25 protein-coding genes are annotated in these 25,971 nt (G+C 74.0%); 17 read left to right on the forward strand and 8 right to left on the reverse strand.

Going from position 1 to position 25,971, the window contains the following annotated elements; genetic code table 11:
* Positions 1 to 396, reverse strand: coding sequence for an FMN-binding protein (locus AB0N31_RS23975; protein WP_366060445.1), 396 nt, complete (start codon positions 394 to 396; stop codon positions 1 to 3).
* Positions 397 to 406: 10 nt separating this feature from the next.
* The gene (locus AB0N31_RS23980) at positions 407 to 1,744 is read right to left on the reverse strand and encodes a ferredoxin reductase family protein (protein WP_366060446.1); all 1,338 of its coding nucleotides are present in this window, start codon (positions 1,742 to 1,744) and stop codon (positions 407 to 409) included.
* A 152-nt stretch (positions 1,745 to 1,896) separates the two neighbouring features.
* On the opposite strand from AB0N31_RS23980, the gene AB0N31_RS23985 reads away from it, so the two are divergent.
* The 3 genes from AB0N31_RS23985 (at position 1,897) to AB0N31_RS23995 (ending at position 5,380) form a co-directional block, all read left to right on the forward strand.
* Complete coding sequence (locus AB0N31_RS23985) at positions 1,897 to 2,586, forward strand: response regulator transcription factor (RefSeq protein ID WP_366060448.1); 690 nt, start codon at positions 1,897 to 1,899, stop codon at positions 2,584 to 2,586.
* On the forward strand, positions 2,583 to 4,019 hold the full coding sequence (locus AB0N31_RS23990) for a HAMP domain-containing sensor histidine kinase (RefSeq protein ID WP_366060449.1): 1,437 nt from the start codon (positions 2,583 to 2,585) through the stop codon (positions 4,017 to 4,019). The genes AB0N31_RS23985 and AB0N31_RS23990 overlap by 4 nt, the downstream gene beginning before the upstream one ends.
* 338 nt (positions 4,020 to 4,357) lie before the next feature.
* Positions 4,358 to 5,380: a lysylphosphatidylglycerol synthase transmembrane domain-containing protein gene (locus AB0N31_RS23995; protein WP_366060450.1), complete on the forward strand. Its 1,023-nt coding sequence runs from the start codon at positions 4,358 to 4,360 to the stop codon at positions 5,378 to 5,380.
* 30 nt (positions 5,381 to 5,410) lie between these two features.
* On the opposite strand, the gene msrB is transcribed toward AB0N31_RS23995, so the two are convergent.
* From msrB to AB0N31_RS24015, 4 genes are all read right to left on the reverse strand, one after another.
* Positions 5,411 to 5,818, reverse strand: coding sequence for a peptide-methionine (R)-S-oxide reductase MsrB (msrB, locus tag AB0N31_RS24000; protein ID WP_366060451.1), 408 nt, complete (start codon positions 5,816 to 5,818; stop codon positions 5,411 to 5,413).
* Positions 5,819 to 5,832: 14 nt separating this feature from the next.
* Positions 5,833 to 7,221 carry a UDP-N-acetylmuramate--L-alanine ligase gene (gene murC / locus AB0N31_RS24005; protein WP_366060452.1) on the reverse strand — a complete coding sequence of 463 codons (1,389 nt, stop codon included), beginning with the start codon at positions 7,219 to 7,221 and terminating at the stop codon, positions 5,833 to 5,835.
* Between the two features lie 239 nt (positions 7,222 to 7,460).
* Entirely contained in the window at positions 7,461 to 7,934 is a 474-nt protein-coding gene (locus AB0N31_RS24010) for an indole-3-glycerol phosphate synthase (protein ID WP_366060453.1), read from the reverse strand.
* Positions 7,935 to 8,133: 199 nt separating this feature from the next.
* The gene (locus tag AB0N31_RS24015) at positions 8,134 to 8,961 is read right to left on the reverse strand and encodes a pyrimidine reductase family protein (RefSeq protein WP_366060454.1); all 828 of its coding nucleotides are present in this window, start codon (positions 8,959 to 8,961) and stop codon (positions 8,134 to 8,136) included.
* A 37-nt stretch (positions 8,962 to 8,998) separates the two neighbouring features.
* Between AB0N31_RS24015 and zapE the strand changes: the two genes are divergently transcribed.
* The 13 genes from zapE (at position 8,999) to AB0N31_RS24080 (ending at position 22,544) form a co-directional block, all read left to right on the forward strand.
* Positions 8,999 to 10,105 carry a cell division protein ZapE gene (zapE, locus tag AB0N31_RS24020; protein WP_366060455.1) on the forward strand — a complete coding sequence of 369 codons (1,107 nt, stop codon included), beginning with the start codon at positions 8,999 to 9,001 and terminating at the stop codon, positions 10,103 to 10,105.
* A gap of 182 nt (positions 10,106 to 10,287) precedes the next feature.
* Positions 10,288 to 10,695, forward strand: coding sequence for a hypothetical protein (locus AB0N31_RS24025; protein ID WP_366060456.1), 408 nt, complete (start codon positions 10,288 to 10,290; stop codon positions 10,693 to 10,695).
* A 120-nt stretch (positions 10,696 to 10,815) separates the two neighbouring features.
* A complete protein-coding gene (locus AB0N31_RS24030) occupies positions 10,816 to 11,397 on the forward strand; it encodes a carbonic anhydrase (RefSeq protein WP_366060457.1) in 582 nt (193 codons plus the stop codon).
* An 8-nt stretch (positions 11,398 to 11,405) separates the two neighbouring features.
* On the forward strand, positions 11,406 to 12,863 hold the full coding sequence (locus tag AB0N31_RS24035; protein WP_366060458.1) for a SulP family inorganic anion transporter: 1,458 nt from the start codon (positions 11,406 to 11,408) through the stop codon (positions 12,861 to 12,863).
* A gap of 127 nt (positions 12,864 to 12,990) precedes the next feature.
* Positions 12,991 to 13,821 (forward strand): slipin family protein, encoded by an 831-nt coding sequence (locus AB0N31_RS24040; RefSeq protein ID WP_366060459.1) that lies wholly within the window; start codon positions 12,991 to 12,993, stop codon positions 13,819 to 13,821.
* A gap of 90 nt (positions 13,822 to 13,911) precedes the next feature.
* Positions 13,912 to 15,306 carry an alkaline phosphatase PhoX gene (locus AB0N31_RS24045; RefSeq protein ID WP_366060460.1) on the forward strand — a complete coding sequence of 465 codons (1,395 nt, stop codon included), beginning with the start codon at positions 13,912 to 13,914 and terminating at the stop codon, positions 15,304 to 15,306.
* A 97-nt stretch (positions 15,307 to 15,403) separates the two neighbouring features.
* A complete protein-coding gene (locus tag AB0N31_RS24050) occupies positions 15,404 to 16,285 on the forward strand; it encodes a polysaccharide deacetylase family protein (protein ID WP_366060461.1) in 882 nt (293 codons plus the stop codon).
* Between the two features lie 29 nt (positions 16,286 to 16,314).
* Positions 16,315 to 16,503, forward strand: a complete 189-nt coding sequence (locus AB0N31_RS24055; protein WP_366060462.1) for a hypothetical protein — start codon at positions 16,315 to 16,317, stop codon at positions 16,501 to 16,503.
* Between the two features lie 63 nt (positions 16,504 to 16,566).
* Positions 16,567 to 17,277: a peptidyl-tRNA hydrolase gene (locus AB0N31_RS24060; protein WP_366060477.1), complete on the forward strand. Its 711-nt coding sequence runs from the start codon at positions 16,567 to 16,569 to the stop codon at positions 17,275 to 17,277.
* 252 nt (positions 17,278 to 17,529) lie between these two features.
* The gene (locus AB0N31_RS24065; RefSeq protein WP_366060463.1) at positions 17,530 to 18,861 is read left to right on the forward strand and encodes a DUF692 domain-containing protein; all 1,332 of its coding nucleotides are present in this window, start codon (positions 17,530 to 17,532) and stop codon (positions 18,859 to 18,861) included.
* Between the two features lie 264 nt (positions 18,862 to 19,125).
* Positions 19,126 to 19,908: a DUF4142 domain-containing protein gene (locus tag AB0N31_RS24070; RefSeq protein ID WP_366060464.1), complete on the forward strand. Its 783-nt coding sequence runs from the start codon at positions 19,126 to 19,128 to the stop codon at positions 19,906 to 19,908.
* A 104-nt stretch (positions 19,909 to 20,012) separates the two neighbouring features.
* Positions 20,013 to 20,801, forward strand: a complete 789-nt coding sequence (locus AB0N31_RS24075) for a TIGR04222 domain-containing membrane protein (protein WP_366060465.1) — start codon at positions 20,013 to 20,015, stop codon at positions 20,799 to 20,801.
* A 135-nt stretch (positions 20,802 to 20,936) separates the two neighbouring features.
* Positions 20,937 to 22,544, forward strand: a complete 1,608-nt coding sequence (locus AB0N31_RS24080) for an alpha/beta hydrolase (protein ID WP_366060466.1) — start codon at positions 20,937 to 20,939, stop codon at positions 22,542 to 22,544.
* Here AB0N31_RS24080 and hemQ read toward each other — a convergent pair whose 3' ends face one another.
* Entirely contained in the window at positions 22,545 to 23,276 is a 732-nt protein-coding gene (hemQ, locus tag AB0N31_RS24085) for a hydrogen peroxide-dependent heme synthase (RefSeq protein WP_366060467.1), read from the reverse strand.
* 5 nt (positions 23,277 to 23,281) lie between these two features.
* A complete protein-coding gene (gene hemG, locus AB0N31_RS24090) occupies positions 23,282 to 24,736 on the reverse strand; it encodes a protoporphyrinogen oxidase (RefSeq protein ID WP_366060468.1) in 1,455 nt (484 codons plus the stop codon).
* 162 nt (positions 24,737 to 24,898) lie between these two features.
* Between hemG and AB0N31_RS24095 the strand changes: the two genes are divergently transcribed.
* Positions 24,899 to 25,822 (forward strand): DUF4349 domain-containing protein, encoded by a 924-nt coding sequence (locus AB0N31_RS24095; protein ID WP_366060469.1) that lies wholly within the window; start codon positions 24,899 to 24,901, stop codon positions 25,820 to 25,822.
* The last annotated feature ends 149 nt before the right edge of the window (positions 25,823 to 25,971 follow it).

A 25,971-nucleotide genomic window follows, 5' to 3' on the forward strand; every position in this document is an offset into this window, starting at 1 on the left:
TCAGGCGCCCTTCGCGTCGATCGCGGCCTGGAGGGACTCCTTGTAGCCCTCGCTGGTGAGCGTCGCACCGGACACCGTGTCGATGTCCGCGCTCTGCGCCTCCAGCGTCTCCGAGACCAGCGTCGGCACGGCCGCCGTCGTCTGCGGATGGTCCGGCTGCTTCAGCATCCGCACCGCGGTGATCTCGTCCCCCTCGAAGGTGACCTCCACCTGCACGTCGCCCTTCTCGGTGCGCACGGTCGTGCCCCTGACGACGACGGCACCGGAGGACGGGACGGAGGGCGTCGACGCCGGTGCGGCGACCTCCGTGGACGCGGTCCCCGTCGACGGCTGGTAACGCCAGACGGGGACGAGTCCGACGACGGACAGGACCAGGACAGGCAGTGCTCGCTTCACGATGTCTCTCTCATCCCGCCAGGCTGAAGCGCTCGAAGTGGATCTGCGTCCGGGGCACGCCCAGCGCGCGCAGGCTGCCCAGGACGGCGTTCATCATCGGGGGCGGTCCGCACAGGAACACGTCCCGGCCGGCGATGTCCGGCACGAGGCGCAGCAGTTCGCCGGGGGCCAGCCGGTCGGGCACGGGCGGCCCGGTGACCAGGTGCAGTTCGGCGCCCTTGAGACGGGCGAGGTCGCGCAGCTCGTCGTGGAGGACGGCGTCCCGCTCGGAGTTGACGCGGTGGATGACGACGGCGTGGCCGTGCAGTTCCTCCAGCAGGGCCCGGACGGGGGTGACGCCGACGCCGCCGGCGATCAGCACGGCCTCCGGCCGGGTGCGGTGCATCGCGGTGAACGCGCCGTAGGGGCCCTCGGCGAAGACGCGGGTGCCGGGCCTCAGGTGCCGCAGTGCCGCGGAGCCGTCGCCGGCGGCCTTGGCGGTCAGGCGCAGGCCGCGGCCGTCGGGCGCGGCGGACAGGGAGTACGGGTTGGCCTGCCACCAGCGGTCCCGGGTGAGGAACCGCCACAGGAAGAACTGGCCGGCGCGGGCCGGCAGCCGGTCCAGGTCGCGGCCGGTGACGTACACGGAGACGACGTCGTCGGACTCGGGGACGACGGCCTCGACGCGCAGCCGGTGGCGCAGGTTGCGGTACAGCGGCAGCGCGAGCCGGCCCGTGAACACCGAGCCGAGGGCGACGCCCCACAGGGTGTACCAGTACGCCGTGGCGGCGGACGACGTGGTGAACGTCGTACCGGCGGCGACCTGGTGGGTGAAGGCCAGCACCACGGCGACGTAGGTGTAGAGGTGGATGAAGTGCCAGGTCTCGTAGGCCAGTCGGCGGCGGGCCCAGCGGGCGGAGACGCCGCCGACGACGAGGATCAGGCCGAGCGCGACGACCGCGCGGAACACGCCCTCGACGGTCTCGGCGAGGTCGACGAGCTGGCTGACCGGGTCCATGGTGGAGGACCGGGCGTAGCCGAAGGTGACGAGGACGACGTGCCCGAGCAGCGTCCACAGCAGGCCGAAGCCGGTCCAGCGGTGCCAGTCGGTGAGCCGGTCCATGCCGATGCGGCGGTCCAGCCAGGGCAGCCGGGCGACCAGCAGCAGCTGGAACGCCATCAGCAGGGCGGCGTAGAGGCCGACGAAGCGGCCGAGCACGAGCAGGGCGTTGGAGGCGAAGCCGGCCTGGACGGCGAAGAGGGTCACGACGGCCGCGTTCGCGGCCGGCACGGCGTACAGACCGGTGCGGGCCACGACCGCGGGGCGTATCGCCGTGGGGGGTACGGGGGGCGACTGGACGGTCGTCACGGACGGAAACTCCTTGATCGGGTCCTCAGGACACCGAGCTTTGCCGCCCGTTGCTGTCGATACCCTGTCGTACAACTTTCAAGAGGATATCGATGTCGGCCCGCGGGCCTCCGGGCCCCGGTGCCGCGGAGCGCGTGACGCAGTATGAGCGAGTGGAAAAAGTACGACTCCTGGTGGTGGACGACGACCCGCCGATAGCCGATCTCGTCGCGACGGTCGCCCGCTACGAGGGCTGGGACGCGGTCACCGCGAACACGGGCGAGGAGGCGCTGCGGCGCGCCGCGGAGTTCCGTCCGGACATCGTGGTGCTCGACCTGATGCTGCCCGACCTCGACGGCTTCGGCGTCCTGGACCGGCTGCGCCGCTCCGGGACGATGGTGCCGGTGGTGTTCCTCACCGCCCGCGACGGGGTCGCCGACCGGGTCGCGGGGCTCACCCGCGGCGGTGACGACTACCTGGTCAAGCCGTTCGCGGTCGAGGAACTGATGGCACGGCTGCGGACCGTGCTGCGCCGCAGCGCGGGTCCGGCGTTCCAGCGGTCGGTGCTGCGGGTGGGGGACCTGTCGATGGACGAGGACACCCGTGAGGTGCGGCGCGGCGACAGCACGCTGACGCTCACCCCGACCGAGTACGAGGTGCTGCGCTACCTGATGCGCAAGTCGCCGACGGTCCTCACCAAGGCGCAGATCCTCGACCACGTGTGGGAGTACGGCTTCGGGGGCCGCTCCAACGTGGTGGAGCTGGTGGTCAGCCGGCTGCGCCGCAAGCTCGACGCGACGGGCGAACCGCTGATCCAGACGGTGCGCGGGTTCGGGTACGTCGTCCGGCAGGCCGCCGAGTGATCCGCCGGGCCCGGGACGCGTACCGCAGGCTGCGGCTCGGCACCCGGCTCGCGCTCGGCCTGGGCGTGCTGTCGCTGGTGGTGTTCGCGGTGGTCGGCACGGCGCTGACGGCGTACATGCGGGACTATCTGGAGCACCAGCTGGGCTACCAGATGAAGGTCGTCCAGACCGTGCAGTCCAAGGACGCCGCGGCGCACGGCACGGTGACGCAGAAACCGTACTGGGGCTGGTTCTCCGCGGTGTACGACGTGTCGGGCGGCTCGGCCGTGCTGCGGCAGCCCGCCGACATCCCGCACGACATCCGCCCCCTCACCCGGTTCGCCGAGGCGATGGCGCGCTCGGACACCGAGCTGCTGCGCACCGTGCGGCTCGACGGCGAGGGCGTGTACCGGCTGCGGGCCTGCGAGGTCCGGCCCGGTGTGGTGCTGGTCAGCGCGGCGCCGCTGGAGGGCGTCGACGACACGATCGAGCGGCTCGTCACCGTGCAGGTCGTCGCCTTCGGCCTGGCGCTGCTGGGGCTGGTGGTGGCCGGGCGGGCACTGCTGCGGCGCGGCCTGAAGCCGCTGAGCGACATGGCGCACACCGCGCACGGCATCGCCTCGCACGACCTCACCGAGTCGGCGTCGCGGCTGCACGTGCGGGCCGACGCCCCTGGCGGCGGGCCGGAGGTGGAGGAGCTGCGCACCGCGTTCAACACGATGCTGGAGCACATCGACGACTCCCTCGCGGTGCGCGCCGAGGCCGAGCAGCGGCTGCGCCGTTTCGTCGCGGACGCCTCGCACGAACTGCGCACCCCGCTGATGTCCGTGCGCGGCTACGCGGACCTCTTCCAGTACGCGGCCGCCAACGAGCCCGGGGAACGGGACAGGCACCTGGCCCGGCTGCGTGCCGAGGCCGCCCGCATGGGCGTGCTCCTCGACGACCTCCTGCTGCTGGCGCGGCTGGACGCGGCGGAGGTGGAGACCCCGCTGCGGACGGAGGACGCGGACCTGGTGGAGCTGGTCGAGCAGGCGGCCGACGCGTTCCGCGCGAGTCACCCCGGCCGTCCGCTGACGGTGGCGCCGGGCCCGGCGCCGGTACGGCTGCGCCTGGACCCGCAGCGCGTCCGGCAGGTCCTGGACAACCTCCTCACCAACGCGGCCGTGCACACCCCGCCCGGCACCCCGGTCTCGGTGGAGGTGTCGCCGGCCCCGCGCACGGTGCGGGTGCGCGTCGTCGACGAGGGTCCCGGCATCCCGCCCGGCGACCGCGACCGCGTCTTCGACCGCTTCTACCGCGTCGACAAGGCCCGCAGCCGGGACCGCGGCGGCAGCGGCCTCGGCCTGGCGGTGGCCCGCTCCCTGGTCGAGGCCCACGGGGGGACCCTGGACCTGGACGACGACCCGGCGCGCACGGTCTTCACCCTCACCCTGCCGCTACGACCGGTGCGGTGAGGCACGGGGCCGCGCGCGGGCCGAGCCCCCCTCGGCGGCCGCCCCGTGGATGAGCGGCCCGTGCGGCGGGCAGACATCCCACAGCACCGCGGTCGCCCCTCCGCCCGCACACCGTCGGCTCGCGGACACCGCACCGTCACACCGGAGGGGAACGTTTCCCCCGTCCCCTCCCCCCTGCAGGGCCCGCCCGCCGAGTTCGCACCGCCCGCCACCCGCCCGCCCACCGACCGCGGCCGTCGCCGTGGCCGGTGGGCGGGCGGCGGGAACAGGCCGGACGCGCCCGCCCCGATCCGTCACCCCGCCGCGCGCGGGCGTGACGCGGAAGGACGCCGTGCGCCGTGTCCCTGATGCCGCTCGACGGTCCCGTCACCCCGCTCCCCCGCGCCGACGACAGTCCCCCGCCGGTCTCCCCCGCCCGCCGCGCGCTCGGCTCCGCCACCGCCCGCCGCGCCGCGAGCCTGCTCCCGCTCCTGCTGCTCGGGATCTGGGCGGCGGTCGACTGGAGCACCGTCCGCGACGGTGCCGCCCGCCTCGCCGCCGCCGACCCGTGGTGGCTGCTGGCCGGGCTCGTCTTCACCTGCCTGGGCTGGGTCGCCGCCGCCTGTGTCCGGCAGGGCGCGGTCCCCGACCGGCTGCCCAGGGGCCTGCTGCTCGCCTCCCAGGTCGCCGCGGATGCCGCGAACCACCTGCTGCCGGCGAACATCGGCGCCCACGCGGTCACCGTCCGCTTCCTGCTGCGCCAGGGCGTCCCGCTCCCCCGCGCGACCACCTCGATCGCCCTGTACTCCCTGGTCAGGGCCACGGCGAAGACCCCGCTCCTGCTCGTCTTCCTGCTGGCCGCCCCCACGGCCGTACCGCCCGTGGCAATCCTCCCGGACGGACGGACCCTGGCCCTGGCCGTCGGAGGCGTCCTCCTCGTGCCCGCCTCGGCCGCGGTCGTCCTGGCACGGGTACGGCACCTGCGCCGCCCGGCGGCGGACTTCGTCAGGACGGCCCTCACCGACGCCCGGCACCTGCACACCCGCCCCGGCCGCCTCCTCCCCCTGTGGGGAGGGGCGATGGCGGCACCGCTGCTCCAGGCGTGCGTGGTGGCCTCGGTGGGCACCGCGCTCGGCGTCCCGCTGTCCTGGCCGCAGCTGGTCTTCGCGTTCCTGGCCGCCGGCACCGCCGCGGGCGCGGTCCCGGCCCCCGGCGGCATCGGGCCGGTCGACGCGGCCCTGGTCCTCACCCTGGCCGGCTACGGCACCCCCCTCGTCCTCGCCACGACCACCGTCGTCGGCTACCGCGTCCTGACGGTCTGGCTCCCCCTGCTGCCGGGGATGCTGGTGCTGTCGGCGCTCGTGCAGCGGAAGGTGCTGTGAGGGTCGGCGGGCGCGGGGCGCCGGTGGGTGTCAGCCCTCGGTCGGCGTCAGCCGCAGCGAGATGCTGTTGATGCAGTACCGCTGGTCGGTGGGGGTGGCGTAGCCCTCCCCCTCGAAGACATGGCCGAGGTGCGAGCCGCAGCGCGCGCAGCGCACCTCGGTCCGCACCATGCCGTGCGAGCGATCCTGGATCAGCTCCACCGCGTCGGTGTCCTTCGGGTCGAAGAAGGACGGCCAGCCGCAGTGGGACTCGAACTTGGTGTCGGAGGTGAACAGTTCGGCGCCGCAGGCCCGACAGGAGTAGACGCCGGTCGTCTTGGTGTCGGTGTACTCACCGGTGAACGCGGGCTCCGTACCGGCCCGGCGCAGCACGGCGTACTCGGCCGGGGTCAGTTCCGCCCGCCACTGCTCGTCGGGCTTTTCGACGTCGTACGACATGAAGGCCAACCCCTCTACTTCTGTGCGAGACGGTCCAGGATGCGCGGGCCCAGGTCCGTCACGTCGCCCGCGCCCATGGTGAGAACGAGATCACCTGGCCCGGCCATTCCCGCGATCACGGACGGCACCTCGTCCTTGTCGTGCACCGCGGTCACGGCGGCGCCCGCCGCCCGGCCGGCGTCGATGATCAGCTCGCTGGTCACGCCCGGGATCGGGTCCTCGCGGGCGGGGTAGATGTCGAGGACGACGGAGGAGTCCGCGAGGGCCAGCGACTGCCCCATCTCCTTGCCCAGCTCCTGGGTGCGGGAGAACAGGTGCGGCTGGAAGACGACGAGGATGCGGGCGTCGCCCGCGGCGGCGCGCATCGCCTCCAGGTCGGCCGTCATCTCCGTCGGGTGGTGCGCGTAGGAGTCGATGACCTGCACGCCGGCCGCCTCGCCCTTGAGCTGGAGGCGGCGCTTGACGCCGGTGTAGGCGGCCAGGGCGGACGCCAGCTCGGCGGCCGGGATCCCGAGCGAGACTCCCGCGACCAGCGCGGCGACGGCGTTGTGCGCGTAGTGGCGGCCGGGCACGGAGACCGCGAAGGTCAGCTCCTGCCCGTCGAGCAGGACGGTGACCTCGCTCTTCAGCCCCTGGGCCACCACCGACAGCACGCGCACGTCGGCGTCCTCGGCCTCCCCGTACGTCACCACCCGCACGCCCTCGACCCGCCGGGTCAGCTCCCGCGCGCCCTCGTGGTCGGCGGAGATCACCAGCGTGCCGCCGGGCACGATCTTCCCGGCGAACGTCTCGAAGGACTCGTAGATCTCGTCCATCGACGCGTAGTTGGCGTGGTGGTCCAGCTCCACGTTGAGGACGATCGCGACCTCGGGGGCGTACTTGTGGAAGCTGCGGTCGGACTCGTCGGCCTCGGCGACGAAGATCTCGCCGTCGCCGTGCAGCGCGTTGGAGCCGGGCGCGTCCAGGTCGCCGCCGATGGCGTACGAGGGGTTCAGGCCCAGCTCGGACAGCGAGACCGCGAGCATGGAGGTGGTGGTGGTCTTGCCGTGCGTGCCGGCGACCGCGATCGGCCGCAGGCCGTCCATCAGCCGGGCGAGGGCGTCCGAGCGGTGGACCACCGGGATGCCCAGTTCGGCGGCGCGGGCCAGCTCCGGGTTGTCCGCGCGGATCGCCGACGACACGACGACGCAGCTGGCGTCGTCGGCGAGGTGCTCCGCGGCGTGCCCGATGTGCACGGTCGCCCCGAGCGCCCGCAGTGCCTCGGCGGTCGCCGACTCCTTGGCGTCGCTGCCGGCGACCTCGGCCCCGCGCTGGGCCAGGATCTTGGCGATCCCGGACATCCCGGCCCCGCCGATGCCGATGAAGTGCGGTCGGTCCATGGCGGAAGGAAGGCCGGGTGCCATGCGTGTCTCTCCCAGATGCGGTACGACGGTGACGCCCCCACCCTATTCCGCGAACCGGCCACGACCGACCAGGGGCGCGGTGAGCGCCCCGCCCTGCGGCCGAGGCCCACCACACCCGCCTCAGGGGCGCGGGGAACCGCGCGACCGGCCACGGACGACCGCCGGCCGCCCGCACCCCACGGCGCACCGTCCCCGCCAGGCCGACGCCGGTCACCCTCACCCCGCCGAGCCGACGGCAGTCACGCCTTGCTGTGCGAGAACAGCTTCAGCACCGGCACCCCCACCTTGTGACGGGCTCTCGACGCCCAGTCGCGGTGGAAGAACTCCTCCACGTAGTGCGGATCGGTCAGGACGATCACCTCGTCCGCCGCGGTCTCCTCGACGAGCGTCTTCAGCGCGTCCAGGGGATGGTCCTCCACCAGCCGCCCCACCGCCTCGTTGCCGGCGACGTGCAGGGCCTGCAGGGACACGTCCAGGGCCCGGACCCCGAACCCCTTGGCCTCGTCGCCCTCGGGCGTCTCGCCCTCCTTGGCCGCCTCGTCCAGCTCGCCGAGCGCGACGTCGTCGATGGCCCGCAGCAAGCGGTCCGCCTGATCGCCGCGCGGCTGGAGCAGTACGTGGAACGAGACCGGCTCGTCACCGTGCAAAGTGGTGACGAACTCCACGTCAGCGGACGTCAGGGCCTTCTCGATCATCAAAACGCTTGTGAACACCAGCGCCTCATTCTCCTTCGAGGACCCCCGTGGCCCTCAGTCCTCCGCAGGCCGTCCAGGCCGGTGCGGAAACCATCCTTCCCCGTGCTCGCACGGGGTCTGCGTGTCCTAGTCTGCCCATCCGAAGCCAACCGGAACGGAAGGTTCCGCCGAATTCGGCCTCCGGGGTGTTGCCCCCGCCTTCCCCGGCGGCGCCCCGTCACGCCCCCTTCCGCCCGGCACTCCGGACCCGCCCGTACCGACTGAAGAGGAACCCGTCCTCCTCCAGGAGCGACACCAGGGCGAACCGTTGCGGAACGGCGACCTCCGGTCCGCCCGCGATGCGCTGTGCGCCGCCCGCGGTGAGCATCGGGGAGACGGTCAGGCACAGCTCGTCGAGCACCCCGGCGGCCACCAGCTGCCCGAGCAGCCGGGGACCGCCCTCGGTGAGCAGCCGGGTGTGCCCGAGGGCGGCGAGGGCCCGGACGGCCCGCGCCGGGTCGACGCCCACGCCGTCCCCGGCGGTCACCACCCGGGCGCCCGCCTCCTCGGCCGCCGCGACCCGGCCGGGTGCCGCCGCCGCGCCGGTCAGGATCAGGGTCGGGACCAGCGGAGAGGTGAAGAGGGGCAGCGAGAAGTCCAGGTCCAGGCCGGCGCTGACGATCGCGATCGCCGGGGCGGCGCCCTGCCCTGCCGCCTCCCGCCGCGCCGCGAACTCCGCACGCGCGCGTGCCGGACGGTACTGCTCCCGGCGTACCGTTTCGGCACCGACGATCACCACGTCGGCGAGCGCCCGCAGGGTGCCGAAGACGCGCATGTCGGTCGCGTGGGAGATGGGCTGGGAGCGTCCCTCGTGCTGGGCGGCCCCGTCGAGGGTGGAGACCATGTTGGCGCGCAGCCAGGGCGCGGGCCCGCCGGGGCCGGGCTCCGGATAGGCGTAGGCGTCGGCGATCTCGTCGAGGCTCCACTCGCGGGCCTCCGTCGCCGCACCCCCCTCGCCCGGAAGGTCGGCCACTGTCTGGTCGGTCACAGGGAACAGCCGTCGCATGCCAGGCAGTGTGACACGGCGCTTACCATGGGGAACCGTGTCGTCCTCCCATCCCGCCCCCGGCCTCGACCCGACAGCCGACGCGGCCCCCGTGTCCCTCTGCGCCCGTGAGCCGCGTGTCCCCGCGGACCGGCTGGTCGCGGAGATGGTGCCGCCGCCCCGGTTCGACTCGGTGCGCTTCAGCACCTACCTCCCCGACCCGAACCAGCCCAGCCAGACGCGGGCGGTGGAGGTCCTGGAGGACTTCGCCGCGGGTCTCGGCGGGGCGCACGCCGCCGGTTCCGCCAGACGGGGGTTCCTCGGTCTGGGCCGGGCGAGGGCGCCGAAGGTCCCGGCCGGCCCGCGCGGCGTCTACCTGGACGGCGGGTACGGCGTCGGCAAGACGCACCTGCTGGCGTCCCTGTGGCACGCCACCCCGGCCGAGCCCGCGCTGAAGGCGTTCGGCACCTTCGTCGAACTGACCAACCTGGTGGGCGCCCTCGGCTTCCAGCAGACGGTACGGACCCTCTCCGGCCACCGGCTGCTGTGCATCGACGAGTTCGAACTGGACGACCCGGGCGACACCGTCCTGGTCTCGACGCTGCTCGGCAAGCTGGTCGAGGCGGGCGTCGCCCTCGCGGCCACCTCCAACACCCTGCCGGGCAAGCTCGGCGAGGGCCGGTTCGCGGCGGCCGACTTCCTCCGGGAGATCCAGGGACTGTCCGCGCACTTCCGCGCCCTGCGCATCGACGGCGAGGACTACCGCCACCGCGGCCTGCCCGAGGCGCCGGCGCCGTACTCCGAGGAAAAGGTGACGAAGGCGGCGTACGCCACCGCCGGGTCCTCGCTCGACGACTTCCCGCGCCTGCTCGACCACCTCGCCCGGGTCCACCCCAGCCGCTACGGCGCGCTGACCGATGGCCTGAAAGCGGTCTGTCTCACCGACGTCCGGCCGGTCCCCGACCAGTCCACGGCGCTGCGCCTGGTCGTCCTCGCCGACCGGCTCTACGACCGCGAGATCCCGGTGCTGGCCTCCGGACTGCCGTTCGACCGCCTGTTCAGCGACGAGATGCTGAACGGCGGTTACCGCAAGAAGTACTTCCGGGCGATCTCCCGCCTCACCGCGCTGGCCCGCGACGCCAAGCGGCTCGTCGAGCCCGCCTGAGCGTCCGCCCACCCCGGCCGGGGGCCGGTTCGCGCCACTCCACCCTCGTTTTTGAGGCGCAGTTCATCTCGAAACGCGGAGTTAACCCTGCAAACAACTTTGCAGGGTTAACGTGTTTCTTGACCAGTGGTTGACCAACCGTTGATCCGGACTAGAGGCGTGAAACGGCCGGGAGGGGGCGCATGTTCCGAGGCACGACGGCCAGGACCGTGGTTTCGCTCCTCGTCGCCGCCCTGCTGACACTCCCTTTCTTCACACTCGCCCCTTCCTTCGCACACGCGTACACGGCCCGTCATGTCGAGGCCGAGGCCGAGCCCGGAATCAAGCTCTCCGCCACACCCGCGCGCGACGAGATCTCCTCCTCCCGCCCCTGCGGCCGGTCCGAGAAACCCTTCGACCCCCTGCGCCCGCGCGACCGGCACCGCGCCACCGTCACCGCCGATCCGGCGCCGCAGCAGTCCGAGCGTCCCCGGTCGGTCCAGGACCCGGCGGCCGGGCACCGGCCCACCGGCCCGGTCGGCCTCCACCGGCACTGGTCGAGATCCTCGGCGGCCCACTCCCCGGCGGCCCTCCAGGTCTTCCGCTGCTGAGAGCGGCCTTCCGCTGCCGAGAGCGGTCTTCCGCCTCCGAAGCGGAGCAGAACAGCAGTTCCCCACCTGTCCTGCACGTCCGACGCGCTCCCCACCGCGCGCCAGGAGGAGTCACCAGTCATGCAGCCCCTCATCGACAACGCCCGTACGTTCGGACAGCGCCCTGAGGAGTTCGCCAAGCTCGCAGAGGGCCAGTCCCCCGACGTCCTGTTCATCACCTGCTCCGACTCGCGGGTCGTTCCCGCCCTGATCACGGGCGCCCGCCCCGGCCAGCTCTTCGAGCTGCGCACCGCGGGCAACATCGTTCCCCCCTACGTCTCCGAACCCCCGACCGGCGAGGCCGCCACCATCGAGTACGCGGTGGAGGTGCTCGGCGTCCAGGACGTCGTCGTCTGCGGTCACTCGCACTGCGGTGCCGTCGGCGCGCTCGTGCGCGGCGACGACCTCGACGCCGTCCCGGCCGTGCGCGCCTGGCTCGCGCACGCGGCCGGCGAACCCGCGGCCGCCGACGCAGGCGACCCGGCCGTCGCGCAGGCCGTGCAGCACCACGTCCTCGCGCAACTGCTGCGGCTGCGCTCCTACCCGTGCGTGGAGAAGCGGCTCGCGGACGGCCGGCTGCGGGTGCGCGGCTGGTACTACGAGGTGCACACCGGTGCCGTGCGCGAACACCGCGTCGACACCGACTCCTTCGAGGCCCTGTGAGGACCCCGATGACCAGGTTCCCCCACCTCAAGGAGGACTTCACCGCCTCCCTCGTCGTCTTCCTGGTCGCGCTGCCGCTGTGCGTCGGCGTGGCCGTGGCCTCCGGCGCCCCGGCCGAGCTGGGGCTCGTGACCGGCATAGTCGGCGGCATCGTCACCGGCCTGATGCGCGGCAGCAGCCTCCAGGTGTCCGGACCGGCGGCCGGTCTGACCGTGCTGGTCTTCGAGGCGGTCCAGGAGTTCGGGCTGCCCGCGCTCGGTGTGATCGTGCTCGCCACCGGCGTGCTCCAGATCGCGATGGGCGCCCTGAAGCTGGGGCGCTGGTTCCGGGCCATCTCGGTCTCCGTCGTCGAGGGCATGCTGGCCGGGATCGGCCTGGTGCTGATCGCCGGCCAGCTGTACTCGCTGGTCGGCACCAAGGCCCCCGCGTCCGGCCTGGAGAAGATCGCCGGGCTGCCGGCGGCTCTCGTGGGCGCCTTCGGCAGCACCGCCGCGCTCGCCTCGCTCGTCCTGGGCGCCGGCACCGTCGCCGTCCTCGTGGTGTGGAAGCGGTTGCCGGCGAAGGTCCGCACGGTGCCCGGCCAGCTCGCCGCGGTCGGTCTCGCCACACTCGCCGCACTGGTGCTGGACCTGCCGGTGGCCACCGTCGAGGTGCGGGGCCTGCTCGGCTCGATCCAGCCGCCGTCCCTGGACGCCTTCGGCGGGGCCGCCGGCGTCGGTCTGCTCGGCACGATCGTGGCGTTCACGCTGATCGCGTCCGCCGAGTCGCTGTTCAGCGCGGCGGCGGTGGACCGGCTGCACGACGGGCCGCGCACCGAGTACGACAAGGAACTCATCGCGCAGGGCGCGGGCAACACCCTCTGCGGTGTGCTCGGCGCCCTGCCGATGACCGCGGTGATCGTGCGCAGCGCGGCCAACGTGCAGGCGGGCGCGCGCACCAAGGCGTCCCGGGTGCTGCACGGCGTCTGGCTGCTGCTGTTCGCGGCGCTCCTGCCGAACGTGCTGGCCTACATACCCATCCCGGCGCTCGCGGGCATCCTGGTGCACGCGGGGGCCAAGCTCGTCCCCGTCCGGTCGATCGTGTCGCTGTGGCGCGACCACCGGGGCGAGGCGCTGATCCTGGTCGTCACGGCCGTGTCGATCGTCGCGGTCAGCATGTTCGAGGGCGTCCTGATCGGTCTCGCGCTGGCGGTCGTCAAGACGGCCTGGGAGGCCTCGCACATCAGGATGGAGGTCGTCGACAAGGGCGCCGGACCCGTCCAGGCCTGCCTGTCGGGCAACGCGACCTTCCTGCGGCTGCCGAAGATCCTGGACAGCCTGGAGGCCCTGCCGCAGGACCGCCCGGTCGAGCTGGACCTCTCCGGTCTGCACCACCTCGACCACGCCTGCCGTACGGCGCTGGAGAACTGGGCGGCCCGGCACAGCGACGCCGGCACCGAACCGGTGCGGGTCACCATGGCCGCGTAGGCCGGGCTCACCGGGGGTTCGCACCCCGCCCGCCGTCGGTTCCGGGACCCGGCACGTGGCCCCGGACCCGGCGGCGGGCCTATCTTTGCAGGACAGGCATGTCGGACCTCTGCCTGAGGAGGTCGTGATGGTCGAGGAGCTGCTGACGGCGGCCGCGGCGGTCGGCGCCGCGGGGTTCGCGTACGTGGTGGCGGGCGCCCGGGTGGTGAAGCAGTACGAGCGCGGGGTCGTCTTCCGGCTCGGCCGGGTCGCGGGCCAGGTGCGCAGTCCGGGCTTCACCATGGTGGTGCCCTTCGTCGACCGGCTGCGCAAGGTCAATCTCCAGATCGTGACGATGCCCGTGCCCGCGCAGGAGGGCATCACGCGGGACAACGTGACCGTGCGGGTCGACGCGGTCGTCTACTTCCGGGTCGTGGACCCGGCGGCGGCGATCGTCAACGTCGAGGACTACCGTTTCGCCGTCTCGCAGATGGCGCAGACCTCGCTGCGGTCGATCATCGGCAAGAGCGAACTGGACGACCTGCTCTCCAATCGGGAGAAGCTCAACCAGGGTCTGGAGCTGATGATCGACAGCCCGGCGGTGGGCTGGGGCGTGCAGATCGACCGGGTCGAGATCAAGGACGTGTCGCTGCCCGACACCATGAAGCGCTCGATGGCCCGTCAGGCGGAGGCCGACCGTGAGCGGCGGGCCCGGATCATCAACGCGGACGCGGAGCTGCAGGCGTCGAAGAAGCTCGCCGAGGCGGCGCAGCAGATGGAGGGCACCCCTTCGGCGCTCCAGCTCCGCCTCCTGCAGACGGTGGTGGCGGTGGCCGCCGAGAAGAACTCCACGCTCGTGCTGCCGTTCCCGGTGGAACTGCTGCGCTTCCTGGAGCGCGCCCAGCAACAGCCCCAGCAGCAGCCACAGCCGCAGCCACGAACCGAGTCCTCGCCGTCTCCCCCACCGGTGGAGCGGTGACACGAGCTACGCGCGTGGTTCCCGAGGCGCGCGCCGGGTGATAGACACGGCGGGGTCACCGCCCCTGTCCGCCAGCAGGAAGGTCACCCCATGTCCGCGACCCGTCGTCAGATCCTCGCCCGCACCGGTGCCCTGGGAGCGGGCATCGCCTTCTCCGGGGCACTGTCCGAACTCTTCCCCGGCACGGCCGCCGCCGCCCAGAGCCTCGGTCACAGCGGCTACGGCCCCCTCGTGCCCGACCCGCACGGCCTGCTCGACCTGCCGGAAGGTTTCCGCTACCGGGTCCTGTCCCGCGAGGGCGACCCGCTGCGCTCGGGAGAGGGTCCGGTCCCCTCGAACCACGACGGCATGACGGCCCTCCCCGGCCGCCACGGCCGCGTCCACCTGGTCCGCAACCACGAGAACCGGCCCACCGCCCGGTACGCGGTCCCCACCGTGGACGGTCTGACCTACGACCCGGCCGGCAAGGGCGGCTGCACGGCCCTGACACTGGACGCCGGCAACCGGGTGCTCGCCGAGCGGGTCGCGATCGCCGGTACGGCCGTCAACTGCGCGGGCGGGCCCACCCCGTGGCACACCTGGCTGACCTGCGAGGAGACCGAGGACAAGGCCGGCACCAACGGCTACACCAAGGACCACGGCTTCGTCTTCGAGGTCGACCCGTCCGACCCGCGCCGCACCGGGGCGGTCCCGCTGACCGCGATGGGCCGTTTCCAGCACGAGGCGATCGCGGTCGACCCGCACCTGGGGATCGTCTACGAGACGGAGGACGCCTTCCTCAAGCCCTTCGGCCTGTTCTACCGCTTCCTGCCCGAGAAGCCGCTGGGCGGCGTGGGCTCGCTGCGCGCGGGCGGCCGGCTCCAGGCGATGCGCGTGCCGGGCGTACCGGACCTGTCGTCGGTGCAGGAGACGGGCACGAGTTTCGACGGCGTCGAATGGGTCGACGTACCCGACCCGCTGGCCGTCGAGACCCCGGTCAGGCTGCAGGACTTCGGCCCGCAGGGCATCACGCACGCGCAGAAGCTGGAGGGCTGCTACTGGGGCGGGCGGTGCGTGTACTTCGTGTCGTCGTTCGCCCGCGGCACGGACGGCTCGGCGGCCGACCACTTCGGCCAGATCTGGCGCTACGACCCGGCCCGCCGCCGGCTGACCCTGGTGATCGTCTTCGGTCCGGACACGGACGTCCGGCTGCCGGGCGAGTCCCCCGACAACATCTGCCTGGCTCCCAGCGGCGGCCTGATGGTCTGCGAGGACGGCAACGGCGCCCAGCACGTCTTCGGGGTGACGCGCGGCGGCGAGGTCTACGCGATGGCGCGCGGACGCCAGGCGATCGCATCGGCCGCCACCGCGGCGGGCGGCACGCCGGAGGAGCCCGAGTGGGGCGAGTTCGCCGGCGTCACCTTCTCGCCCGACGGCCGGACGATGTACGTCAACTGCTACACACCGGGGACGACGTTCGCGGTGACGGGCCCCTGGCGCCGGTAGGCCGGTGACCGAGTCCGGTGATCCGGGCGGGTGACACGGCACGAGGCGCGCGCACGTCTCCACACGATCGGACCGTCGTCGCTCATAACTTCATACGATGATCCCTCCCGTACGCCGTCTCGCCGCCGCCGGTGTCCTCGGTGTCCTCGGTGCCGTGCTCGCCGCCTGCGGCACCGCCGAGGCACCCCGCGCCCCCCGCCCGGCCCCCGGTCGGCCCTCCGCCGACCGGCCCTCCGCCGACCGTCCGTCGCCCGCCGCGTCCCGGCCGCCCACCCTCGCGCCGGGGCCGGCCGGCCAGGTTCCCGTCTTCGCGCACGCGCCCCGCACCCGCGACAAGACCGTCGCCCTCACCTTCGACGCCGACATGACCGCCGGCCAGGGGGCGCGGGCGGCGGCCGGTGAGCACTTCGACAACCCCGGACTGATCGCGGCCCTGCGGGCGTTGAAGGTACCGGCGACCGTGTTCATGACCGGTCGGTGGGCCGAGGAGTATCCGGCCCAGGCCCGCGCCGTCGGCCGGGACCCGCTCTTCGAGGTCGCCAACCACTCCTACAGCCACTACGCCTTCACCGCCGACTGCTACGGCCTGCCGACCGTGGAGCGCGAGGCGATGCGGGCGGACGTGGAGCGGGCGTACGCGGCCTTCCGGGCCGCCGGGGTTCCGGACGCGATGCCGTACTTCCGCTTCCCGGGCGGCTGTTACGACGGACAGGCGCTGCGCGCGGTGAGCGGCACCGGGGTGACGGCGGTGCAGTGGGACGTGGTGAGCGGCGACGCCTTCGCCACCGACGCGGACGCGGTGGCCCGGCAGGTCCTGGAGGGCGTGCGGCCGGGGTCGGTGGTGGTCATGCACTGCACGCGCAGCGCCGCCCCGGTCACCGAGCGGGCGGTGCGCGCGATCGTGCCCGAGCTGCGCCGCCGGGGCTACCGGTTCGTGAAGGTGTCCGAGCTGATCGGCGCCGCGGGCGGCCGCCGCTGAGACCCGCGCCGCTCTCGTACGCTGGGGCCATGAGCGACGACGGCGACGACACCTACGGTCCGATCGACGCGAGCGGGCCGCCCGGAGCCGGGGGGCCGCCGTACGCGGAGTGCGTGCTGTGCCGGAAGCCGACGGAGTACCCGCGGTCGTACCGGGGGATCACGCTGTGCCCCGTGTGCGAGTGGCAGGAGGCCCAGCGGACGGCCTGCTCGGGCTGAGCCCCGGCCGCGTGACGGCCGGGGACCGGGGGCGCCCCCGGTCGTGCCGGCCCGTCCAGTACCCTGCGCCGAGTGAGTGAGAGTCCGTTCCAGACCGAGCCGAATCCGCGTGATCAGGCGCCGCAGTTCGTCCTTCCGCTCGTCGTGCGGTTGGAGAAGACCGACCCTCCCGGCCGCACCGACGCGCTCGAGACGGCCGCCCGGGCCGTGCTCGTGCTGCTGAGCGACGAGCGGGCCCGCGGAGAGGGCGAGTGGGCGCAGGCCGTACGGGACTGGCAGGACGCCCGCATCCGCAAGGTCGTACGGCGGGCCCGCGGGGCCGAGTGGCGGCGGGCCGGGGAGCTGCCCGGGATCACCGTGACCGGGAGGACGGCGGAGGTCCGGGTGTTCGTGCCGGTGCCGTTGGACGGGTGGCCGAAGGAGCTGGCGAAGCTCCAGGTGTCGGGGACCGATCTCGACGACCCGCGGGAGCCGTCGCCGGCCGGTCCGGGGGTGCCGGTGCTGTGGATGAGCCCCGAGGTGGAGATGTCGGCGGGCAAGGCCATGGCGCAGGCCGGGCACGGCGCGCAGCTCGCCTGGTGGGAGCTGTCCGACGAGGAGCGCTCGGCATGGCGCGAGGCGGGCTTCCCGCTGGCCGTGCGCACCGCGGAGCCCGAGCACTGGCGCGAGCTGACCGCGAGCGGACTGCCGCTGGTGCGGGACGCGGGGTTCACCGAGATCGCGCCGGGCAGCTGCACGGTGGTCGCGGAACACCCGGCGCTGCGCTCGCGGTGACGGCGTCGGCGCCGCCGTCGCGGATCTCGACCCGACCGGGCCCTGTCGTGCCTTCCCTTTGAACCGGGCGGGCCCGCCGCTTGAACCGGGCGGGCCCGCCGCGCGTACTTCCCGGGGACGGGCGGGCCGGGCGGCGGTGCGCGGCCGAACCTCAAATGTTGCTCTGAAGGAGCGCCGCCGGCGGTTCGGGCCCGGCCGGTGGGGTCATATCCCGGTCACCACGCAGGGGGGTCGGCGATGAAGGAGGGGACCATGACGCGGCTCGGTACGGGAATCGGCTGGCGGCCGGAGATCGCGGACGCCGTGGAGCGCATGCCGGGCGTCGACTGGGTCGAGGCCGTGGCCGAGAACGTCTGCCCCGGTCACCTTCCCGAGTCCCTGCTGCGGCTGCGCGAACGCGGGGTCGCCGTCGTCCCGCACGGCGTCTCGCTCGGCCTCGGCGACGCCGACCGGCCCGACGAGGGGCGGCTGGCCGCGCTCGCCGCGCGGGCCGAGGTGCTGGGCTCGCCGCTGGTCACCGAGCACATCGCGTTCGTCCGGGCGGGCGGCCCGCTGACCGCGACGCCCCGGCTGGAGGCCGGGCACCTGCTGCCCGTGCCGCGCACCCGGGACGCGCTGGACGTGCTGTGCGAGAACGTGCGCATCGCGCAGGAGTCGCTGCCCGTGCCGCTCGCCGTGGAGAACATCGCGGCGCTGATCGCCTGGCCCGGCGAGGAGATGACGGAGGGTCAGTTCCTGTACGAGCTGGCCGACCGCACGGGCGTCCGGCTGCTCATCGACGTGGCCAACCTGCACACCAACCACGTGAACCGCGGCGAGGACCCCGCCAGGGCGCTCGCCGAGCTTCCGCTGGAGGCCATCGCGTACGTCCATGTCGCGGGCGGCTTCGAACGGGACGGCGTCTGGCACGACAGCCACGCGCATCCGGTGCCGCGCCCCGTCCTCGACATCCTGACCGACCTCGCCTCCCGCGTCGCCCCGTCCGGGGTGCTGCTGGAACGCGACGAGAACTTCCCCGCACCGGAGGAGCTGGAGCGGGAGCTGGACGCGATCCGGGAGGCGGTGGAGCTGGGGGCGCGCCGACGGGGGGCGACCGCGCGGGACGTACCGGCCGCGGGGGCCGGGGAGACGGCACGGGGGGCGGCGGGAGCCGGGACGAGCGAGCCGCCGGCCGTCGGCGACGCCACGCGGCAGCGGCTCGGACTCGCCCAGGCCGCCCTGCTGTCCGCGCTGGTGGCCGGGACGCCCGTCCCGGAGGGTTTCGACCGGGTACGGCTCGGCGTGCAGGCCCGCGCGCTGGCCGCGAAGCGGGCCGACGTGGTGGCGAAGCTGGCGCCGGAGCTGCCGCTGATCCTCGGCGCCGGCTACCGGTCCGCTTTCATCGCCCATGCCCAGCGCCACCCGATGCGCGGCGGCTACCGGCAGGACGCCCTGGACTTCGCCGAGCAGCTGCTGCTGGGCGGACAGTTGGCGGAGGGGCGGGCCCGGCGCGAGCTGCGGCGCTGGTGGCTGGACCGCTCGGGCCCGGCGCCGAGGCCGCTGTCCCGGCTGGGCCGGGTGGGACGCTCGTTGATCGGGCGGTGACCGGGGCGGCACCCCGGGCGTCGAAACCGTCGGAACACCCCGTGCTCGAGTGTGCCCGGGTTAACACCGGGGGCGGCCGGTCCTCCCCGGCGGGCGGTTCCTGATGTTTTCCGCCCTTTTGCCGTGCGACCCCGAAGGGCGTTTCGCACCGAAAGCCTGAGCCGCAACCTTTGCCCCTCAGGCGGCAGTTGCCTCCGCGGGCGCAGTAATATGCCCACCCCGCACCCGAAGCACGAGCGTGCGGTGCCGTGAGCAGGAGGCACCATGCGACCCCGACCCCCGATCAGGGGCAGAGGCATCTTCAGTGGCACCGGGCTCATCGTCCTCGGCCTGGCCGCGACGCTCGTCGCACTCGTCTTCCCGGTCTGGTCCTACGAGGACCGGTCGGGCACCGGCGTCGACGTGCTGAACGCGGAGACCGTGGCGACGCAGTACGGGCCACTGTCCGGGCTCGACCGCGACTTCGTCACCAAGGTGCGGCTGGCCGGGCTGTGGGAACTGCCGGCGGGCCGGCAGGCGCAGGCCAAGGGCACGACCGAGGCCGTGCGGACGGCGGGACGGCACCTCGTCGAGGGGCACGCCTTCCTGGACGAGCGGGTGCGCACGGTCGCCGCGCAGCTCGGGCTCGCTCTGCCCGACGAGCCCACCGACCAGCAGCAGGACTGGCTGAAGAGGCTGGACGCGGCACAGGGCGAGGACTTCGACCGGGAGTTCGCCAACATCCTGCGACTCGCGCACGGCCGGGTGTTCTCCGTCGTCGCGCAGGTGCGGGCGGGCACCCAGAACGCGCTGGTGCGCGACCTCGCCGACGACGCCAACACCACGGTCCTGGACCACATCAAGGTCCTGGAGGCCACCGGTCGCGTCGACTTCGCCCGCCTCGCCCGGGATCTGGCGGCGGGCAGCACCCCGCCGGTCACCCGCTCCCCCGCTCCGCCCGGTCCGGTCGCCGACCCGGGAACGGTCGTACCGCTCGCGCCGTCCTCGCCGTCGGGCTACCCGCTCCCGCCGGCCGCGACCGGTCCGCCGCCGTCCGACGGTTCCTGACCGGGCCCGACGAAGGCAGGCGGACCGTCGCACATCCGCCGCACCGGGTCCGGATAGTGAACAGGGCATGGCGTTCCCCGGTGCGTCCGGCATAGAACTGCGGCATGTTCTGGGTCCTTCTCCTGCTACTGGCCTGGGCCGTCGCCGGTGTCGCGTGCACCCGGCTGTGCCTGGCCGCCGTCCGTACGGCAGCCGTCGACACGGACGCGGTCGGGGGACACGACCTGACGCTCCACGAGGCGGCGTTCCTGTCCGGGGGTCCTGCCCGGGTCGTCGAGCTGACGCTGGTGTCCATGGCCCGGCAGCGACGGCTGCTGCTCGCCCACACGGGCTGGGCCACGGTGGTGGACCCGCACGGGCGCGACGAGATGGAACGGTCCGTCATAGGAGCCATCGGCCCCGCGGGGCAGTCCAGGATCGCCCCGGTGCGGGCCGCCGCCGCGGCCGCCGACGCGGTCCGCCGGCTCGCCGACCGCCTCACCGGCGCCGGCCTCGCGGTGCCCGACGGTGCCGGTACGACGGTGGCGGCGGGCGTCCGGCGGGTACGGGGTGCCGCCCTGGCCGTGCCGGCGCTGGGTACGGCCGCGCTGCTGACGCCGATCCCCTCGGACATGCCGCGCGTCCTCGTCGCCGCCTGGTTCGGGCTGCCCCTCGCCCTCACCCTGAGCTGCCTGGCCCTGGCCCGGATCGAGGCGCACCCGTACTCACGCTGGGCCTCCCCGGCGGGACAGCACCTGTTGACCGCCCTGGCCCGTAGCACCGCGGCCGAGGCCGACGACCACGCCTACCTGACCTCCGTCGCCGTCCACGGCATCCGGGCGGTGTCCGAACCGCACCTGCGAGCGGCGTTCGCCCACCGCGACGCAGGCCCCGGGGCCTGCGGGAGCGGCTGAGGCGCCCCGGCGCGTCCGGGTTTCCCGGGGGCGCACGAGGGGCATCGGCGCCGACACCCTCGCGTGGTGCTTGCCTTCGCCAACAGGCGGACGAAGCATCCCTTCTGTCGCTGCCGCGCTTCGAAGGGACCCGCGATGAGAGCTGCCGTCCTCCACTCGGCCACGGGAGCCCTGCTCCTGACCCTCCTTTCCGCAGTCCCCGCGGGCGGGACCCCGAACGCCGTCCCCGGTGTCGCGGGTGTCGCGCTCGCCGCCGAGCGGGCCGCGGCGAAGGGGATCGACTTCGGTGCCTGCTCCGACGTGCCGGACCTGCCTGCCGGCACGGAGTGCGGCACCGTGAGCGTGCCGCTCGACTACGCGCGGCCGAACGGCGAGCAGGTCGAGTTGGCCGTCAGCCGGGTCCGGGCCACCCACCGCGACCCGCACAACAGCAAGCACCGCGTGCCCCGGCAGGGTTCGCTGGTCTTCAACCCGGGCGGGCCGGGCGCCTCCGGGCTGTACTTCCCGCTGGTCGGCATGGTTCCCGAGTGGAAGCGCCTCGGCGCCGCCTACGACCTGGTGGGGTACGACCCGCGCGGGGTCGGCCGCTCGGCCCCGCTGTCCTGCGAGGACCCGAAGACCTTCTTCAAGGGGCCCGCCCCGGCGCCGGTACACCCCTCGGAGGCGTACAAGCGGGAGCGCGTCGCACGGGCGAAGGCGTACGCGCGTGGCTGCGCGCAGCGGACGGGCGGCGCGCTGCGGCACTACCACTCGCTGAACAACGCCCGTGACCTGGACGTCCTGCGGGCCGCGCTGGGCGAGGACCGGCTGACGTTCATGGGGGCGTCGTACGGCACCTACTTCGGGGCGCTGTACGCGACGCTGTTCCCCTCCCACGTGCGGCGGATGGTGTTCGACGCGGCGGTGAACCCGGACCCGGCGCAGATCTGGTACCGCAACAACCTGGGCCAGTCGGCGGCGTTCGAGAGCCGCTGGGAGGACTTCCGCGAGTGGGTCGCACGGCACGACCGGGTGTACGGGCTGGGCGGCACCCCGCAGGCGGTGCTGCGCAGTTACGAGCGGGCGCGGGCCAGACTGGCCGCCGAGCCGGCCGGCGGCCGGGTGGGGCCCGCGCAGTTGCAGGGCGCGTTCCTCCAGGCCGGGTACTACGACGACTACTGGCCGTCCCGCGCCGAGGCGCTGTCGACGTATCTCAAGGGCGATCCGAAGCGGCTGATCGCGCTGGCCGCGCCGGCCCCGGAGGCCGCGGCGGAGGCGGAGAACGCGAACGCCGTCTACACGGCCGTGGAGTGCAACGACGGGCCGTGGCCGACGGACTTCCGGGTGTGGGACCGGGACAACACGCGGCTCGCGCGGGTGGCGCCGTTCGAGACCTGGGACAACGTGTGGGCGAACCTGCCGTGCGCGTACTGGCCGGCGCCCCGGCAGCAGCCGCCGGACGTGCGGACCGGGCCCGGCGAGCTGCCCGCGACGCTGATCCTGGCGGCCGAACGGGACGCCGCGGCACCTTACGACGGGGCCCTGGAGCTGCACCGGCGGCTGACGGGTTCGGTGCTGGTGACGGAGCGGGACGCCGGCACCCACGGCATCGCGGGCGGGCCGAACCCGTGCGTCAACGGCCATCTGGAGGCCTACCTGCTGGAGGGGCGGCTGCCGGCCCGGCGCGCGGCCTGCGCCCCGCACGCGGAACCCCGGCCGGCCGGCCGCGACGAGAGGGCGGCGGCCGCCCGGCCGGCGCGCTGATCAGGCGAGGCCCGCCACCAGTTCGGCGACGTCCTTGCGGCGGCCCGTGTAGAACGGGACCTCCTCGCGGACGTGCAGCCGGGCCTCGGAGGCGCGCAGGTGGCGCATGAGGTCGACGATGCGGTACAGCTCGTCGGCCTCGAAGGCGAGGATCCACTCGTAGTCGCCGAGGGAGAACGAGGCGACCGTGTTGGCGCGGACGTCGGGGTAGCCGCGGGCCATCTTGCCGTGGTCGGCGAGCATGCGGCGGCGGTCCTCGTCGGGCAGCAGGTACCAGTCGTAGCTGCGCACGAACGGGTAGACGCTGATGTAGTTCCGCGGCGTCTCGTCGGCGAGGAACGCCGGGATGTGCGAGCGGTTGAACTCGGCGGGTCGGTGCAGCGCCATGTTCGACCAGACCGGCTCCAGGGCGCGGCCCAGCCGGGTGCGGCGGAAGAGGTTGTACGCCTCCTGGAGCTGGTCGCTGGTCTCGGCGTGCCACCAGATCATCAGGTCCGCGTCGGCGCGCAGGCCGGACACGTCGTAGGTGCCGCGGACCGTCACGTCCTTGGCGGCGAGCTGGTCGAACAGCTCCTGGACCTCGTCGGCGTAACCGGCGCGGTCCTCGGGAAGGGTGTCCTTCAGCCTGAAGACGGACCACAGCGTGTAGCGGATGACCTCGTTGAGGTCCTTGGCCAGCTTGCCCTTGTTCGGGATCCTGCCGGGCTCGGTGGTGGGGGCGTCGTCACTCATGGTTCTCATTCTCCCGCTCCGCCGTGCAGACTTTGCACGGGGTTGGCCGTCAGCTCGCGCGCACCGCTCTCGTCGCCGCCGATCCCGTCGACCGCCGCGTACGCGCTCGCGATGCAGGCGGGGATGCCGACGCCGTCGTAGGGCGCGCCGCACACCGCGAGACCGGGGAGCTTCGCGAGGTGCTCGCGGACGCGGGCCACGCGCGCGTGGTGGCCCACGGGGTACTGGGGCAGGCCGTCCGTCCAGCGGGTGACGCGGGTTTCGAGGGGCGTGGCGGCCAGGCCGACGGCGGCCTTCAGGTCGTGCCGCGAGACGTCGACGAGTTCGGCGTCGGAGCGCTCCAGGATCTCCGTCTCGCCGTACCGCCCGACGGAGGTGCGCAGCACGGTCACGTCCGGGTCCCCGTCGGCGATCCAGCCCCACTTCTGCGAGGCGAACGTGGACGCCTTGATGGTGCGGCCGTCGACGGGCGGGACGAGGAAACCGCTGCCGTCGGGCAGGGTGGCATCGGCGCGGCGGAAGGCGAGGGTGACGAGGGCCATCGAGGCGTACTCGACGGTGCGCAGTTCGGCGGCGGCCCCGGGGGACTCGGCGGCGAGCAGCGCGGCGGCGACGGGCGCGGGGACGGCGACGACGACGCCGTCGGCGTGCAGGACGCGGTCGCCGGCGGTGACGCGCCAGCCGCCGGCCGGGTCGCGGCGCAGGGCGCTCACCGGCGTGCGCGTGAGGATCTCGCCGCCGCGCGCCTCGACGGACGCGGCCACCGCGAGCGGCAGCGAGCCGACGCCGCCCTCGATGCCCATGAACACGGGTCCGGTCTGCTGGTGGGCGGCGGCCTCGGCCTGGATGTCGCGGACGGCCTCCGTCAGCGAGCGGTGGGTGCGCGCGGCCTGGAACAGCTGCGGGACGGCCGAGCGCATCGAGATGCGGTAGGCGTCACCGGCGTAGACCCCGCCGAGGAGCGGCTCCACCAGGCGGTCGACGACCTCGCGGCCCAGGCGGGCCGCCACGTACTCCCCGACGGCCACGTCCTCGCCGACCTCGGTGCGGGGCAGGTCGGCGTCCCGGACGATCCGGGCGAGGCCCTCGTCGGAGAGGAGGCCGGCCAGCGCGGCGGCGGTGCCGGGGACGCCCATGACGTGGCCCTTGGGCATGGGGCGCAGGGCGCCGCGGGTCCAGACGGAGGCGGTGGCGGTGGCCGGCGGCCGGAGGCGCTCGCCCAGGCCCGCTTCGCGCGCGAGGGCGACCGCCTCGGGGCGGCGGGCGAGCATCGACTCGGCGCCCAGGTCGACCCGGACGCCGGCGATCTCGCCCGGCAGGAGCTTGCCGCCGACCCGTTCGGACGCCTCCAGCACGGTGACGCGCGTGCCGCGCTGCAGCAGCCGGTGGGCGGCCGCCAGGCCCGCGATCCCGGCTCCCACCACGACGACGTGCCCCGTGCTCGTACCCGTTGCGCTCATGCCCTCCACTCTCTCAGACCTCACCGGCACTCCGGCCAGGGCCATGTGGCCCCACCGAGTCCCGACCGTGACCGCTTCGGAACCGTCGCGGTCGAACGCCGCGTCCCGCCCCGGCGTCGAAGGACCGTCAGCCGTCGCCGAACCCTCGGGGGGTACGCCCACATGCGCACACGACGTTCCGTACGACCGGTCCACGCCCTGGCGGGCGTCCTGCTCGCCGCCGCCGTCGCCCTCACCGGGTGCGGCGCGAACGACACGGGAGCGAGCAGCAGCTCGGACAAGGCGGCCGGCCCGGAGGCCGGCCCGGCGCGGCCGGCCGAGGACGCCAAGTCCGGTGCGGGCGCGAGCGGGTCGCGGGCGACCGCGGCGCCGAAGCCGTCCGGCAACCGCATCATTCGCACCGCCACCCTGACCGTGCAGGTCAAGAACGTGCCCAAGGCCCTCGACCAGGCCCGCGCCACCACCGAGAACGCGGGCGGCTACATCGGCGACGAGACGACCGTCCGCGACGAGGACGGCGCCGAGCAGACCCGCGTCGTCCTGCGCGTGCCGGTGGAGGAGTACGACGACGTCCTGGCCGGGCTGCAGGGCGCGGGCAAGCTCCTGGAGCGCACGGCGAAGGCCCAGGACGTCACCGACCAGGTCGTCGACGTGGAGAGCCGGATCACCTCGCAGCGTGCCAGCGTGACCCGCGTCCGCGCACTGATGGACCGGGCGACGAAGCTGAGCGACGTGGTCACCCTGGAGGGCGAGCTGAGCCGCCGGGAGGCCGATCTGGAGGCGCTGCTCGCCCAGCAGGCGTCCCTGAAGGACCGCACCAGCATGGCCACGATCACGCTGACCCTGTCCGAGAAGCCGGTGCCGGTCGAGGCCGGGGACGACGACCCCGGGTTCGTGGACGCGCTGGCCGGCGGCTGGGACGCGTTCGTGACGATGCTGCGCTGGATCGCGATCGCGTTCGGCGCGGTGCTGCCGTTCGCCGCGGTGCTCGCGCTGGCGCTGCTCGTGTGGCTGCGGCTGCTCCGCCCCCGACGCCGGCCGGCCCACCCGGACGAGCCCGGGCAGCGGACGGCCGACCGGGACTGAAGGGGGCGGGCGGCCCGGCCTCTTCGACGTCTCCCGGCCGGTGGTCTCCCACCGTCCGAAGGTGCTGGGGTGCCGGGCCGGCCGGGCCGCCGAGTCCGTGGCCTGGTCGGCCCGGTGGGGGCGAGGGCGGGGTCCCGCGGCGTTCGCCC

The sequence above is a fragment of the Streptomyces sp. NPDC051051 genome, from assembly GCF_040682975.1.
In the GTDB taxonomy this organism is placed as follows: domain Bacteria; phylum Actinomycetota; class Actinomycetes; order Streptomycetales; family Streptomycetaceae; genus Streptomyces.

What these genes read in the sequence shown, in the direction of transcription:
- msrB (WP_366060451.1), bottom strand. Translation starts at nt 5,818, where the DNA reads ATGTCGTACGACGTCGAAAAGCCCGACGAGCAGTGGCGGGCGGAACTG.
- murC (WP_366060452.1), bottom strand. Translation starts at nt 7,221, where the DNA reads ATGGCACCCGGCCTTCCTTCCGCCATGGACCGACCGCACTTCATCGGC.
- AB0N31_RS24015 (WP_366060454.1), bottom strand. Translation starts at nt 8,961, where the DNA reads ATGCGACGGCTGTTCCCTGTGACCGACCAGACAGTGGCCGACCTTCCG.
- AB0N31_RS24025 (WP_366060456.1), top strand. Translation starts at nt 10,288, where the DNA reads ATGTTCCGAGGCACGACGGCCAGGACCGTGGTTTCGCTCCTCGTCGCC.
- AB0N31_RS24030 (WP_366060457.1), top strand. Translation starts at nt 10,816, where the DNA reads ATGCAGCCCCTCATCGACAACGCCCGTACGTTCGGACAGCGCCCTGAG.
- AB0N31_RS24035 (WP_366060458.1), top strand. Translation starts at nt 11,406, where the DNA reads ATGACCAGGTTCCCCCACCTCAAGGAGGACTTCACCGCCTCCCTCGTC.
- AB0N31_RS24040 (WP_366060459.1), top strand. Translation starts at nt 12,991, where the DNA reads ATGGTCGAGGAGCTGCTGACGGCGGCCGCGGCGGTCGGCGCCGCGGGG.
- AB0N31_RS24045 (WP_366060460.1), top strand. Translation starts at nt 13,912, where the DNA reads ATGTCCGCGACCCGTCGTCAGATCCTCGCCCGCACCGGTGCCCTGGGA.
- AB0N31_RS24050 (WP_366060461.1), top strand. Translation starts at nt 15,404, where the DNA reads ATGATCCCTCCCGTACGCCGTCTCGCCGCCGCCGGTGTCCTCGGTGTC.
- AB0N31_RS24055 (WP_366060462.1), top strand. Translation starts at nt 16,315, where the DNA reads ATGAGCGACGACGGCGACGACACCTACGGTCCGATCGACGCGAGCGGG.
- AB0N31_RS24065 (WP_366060463.1), top strand. Translation starts at nt 17,530, where the DNA reads ATGACGCGGCTCGGTACGGGAATCGGCTGGCGGCCGGAGATCGCGGAC.
- AB0N31_RS24070 (WP_366060464.1), top strand. Translation starts at nt 19,126, where the DNA reads ATGCGACCCCGACCCCCGATCAGGGGCAGAGGCATCTTCAGTGGCACC.
- AB0N31_RS24075 (WP_366060465.1), top strand. Translation starts at nt 20,013, where the DNA reads ATGTTCTGGGTCCTTCTCCTGCTACTGGCCTGGGCCGTCGCCGGTGTC.
- AB0N31_RS24080 (WP_366060466.1), top strand. Translation starts at nt 20,937, where the DNA reads ATGAGAGCTGCCGTCCTCCACTCGGCCACGGGAGCCCTGCTCCTGACC.
- hemQ (WP_366060467.1), bottom strand. Translation starts at nt 23,276, where the DNA reads ATGAGTGACGACGCCCCCACCACCGAGCCCGGCAGGATCCCGAACAAG.
- hemG (WP_366060468.1), bottom strand. Translation starts at nt 24,736, where the DNA reads ATGAGCGCAACGGGTACGAGCACGGGGCACGTCGTCGTGGTGGGAGCC.
- AB0N31_RS24095 (WP_366060469.1), top strand. Translation starts at nt 24,899, where the DNA reads ATGCGCACACGACGTTCCGTACGACCGGTCCACGCCCTGGCGGGCGTC.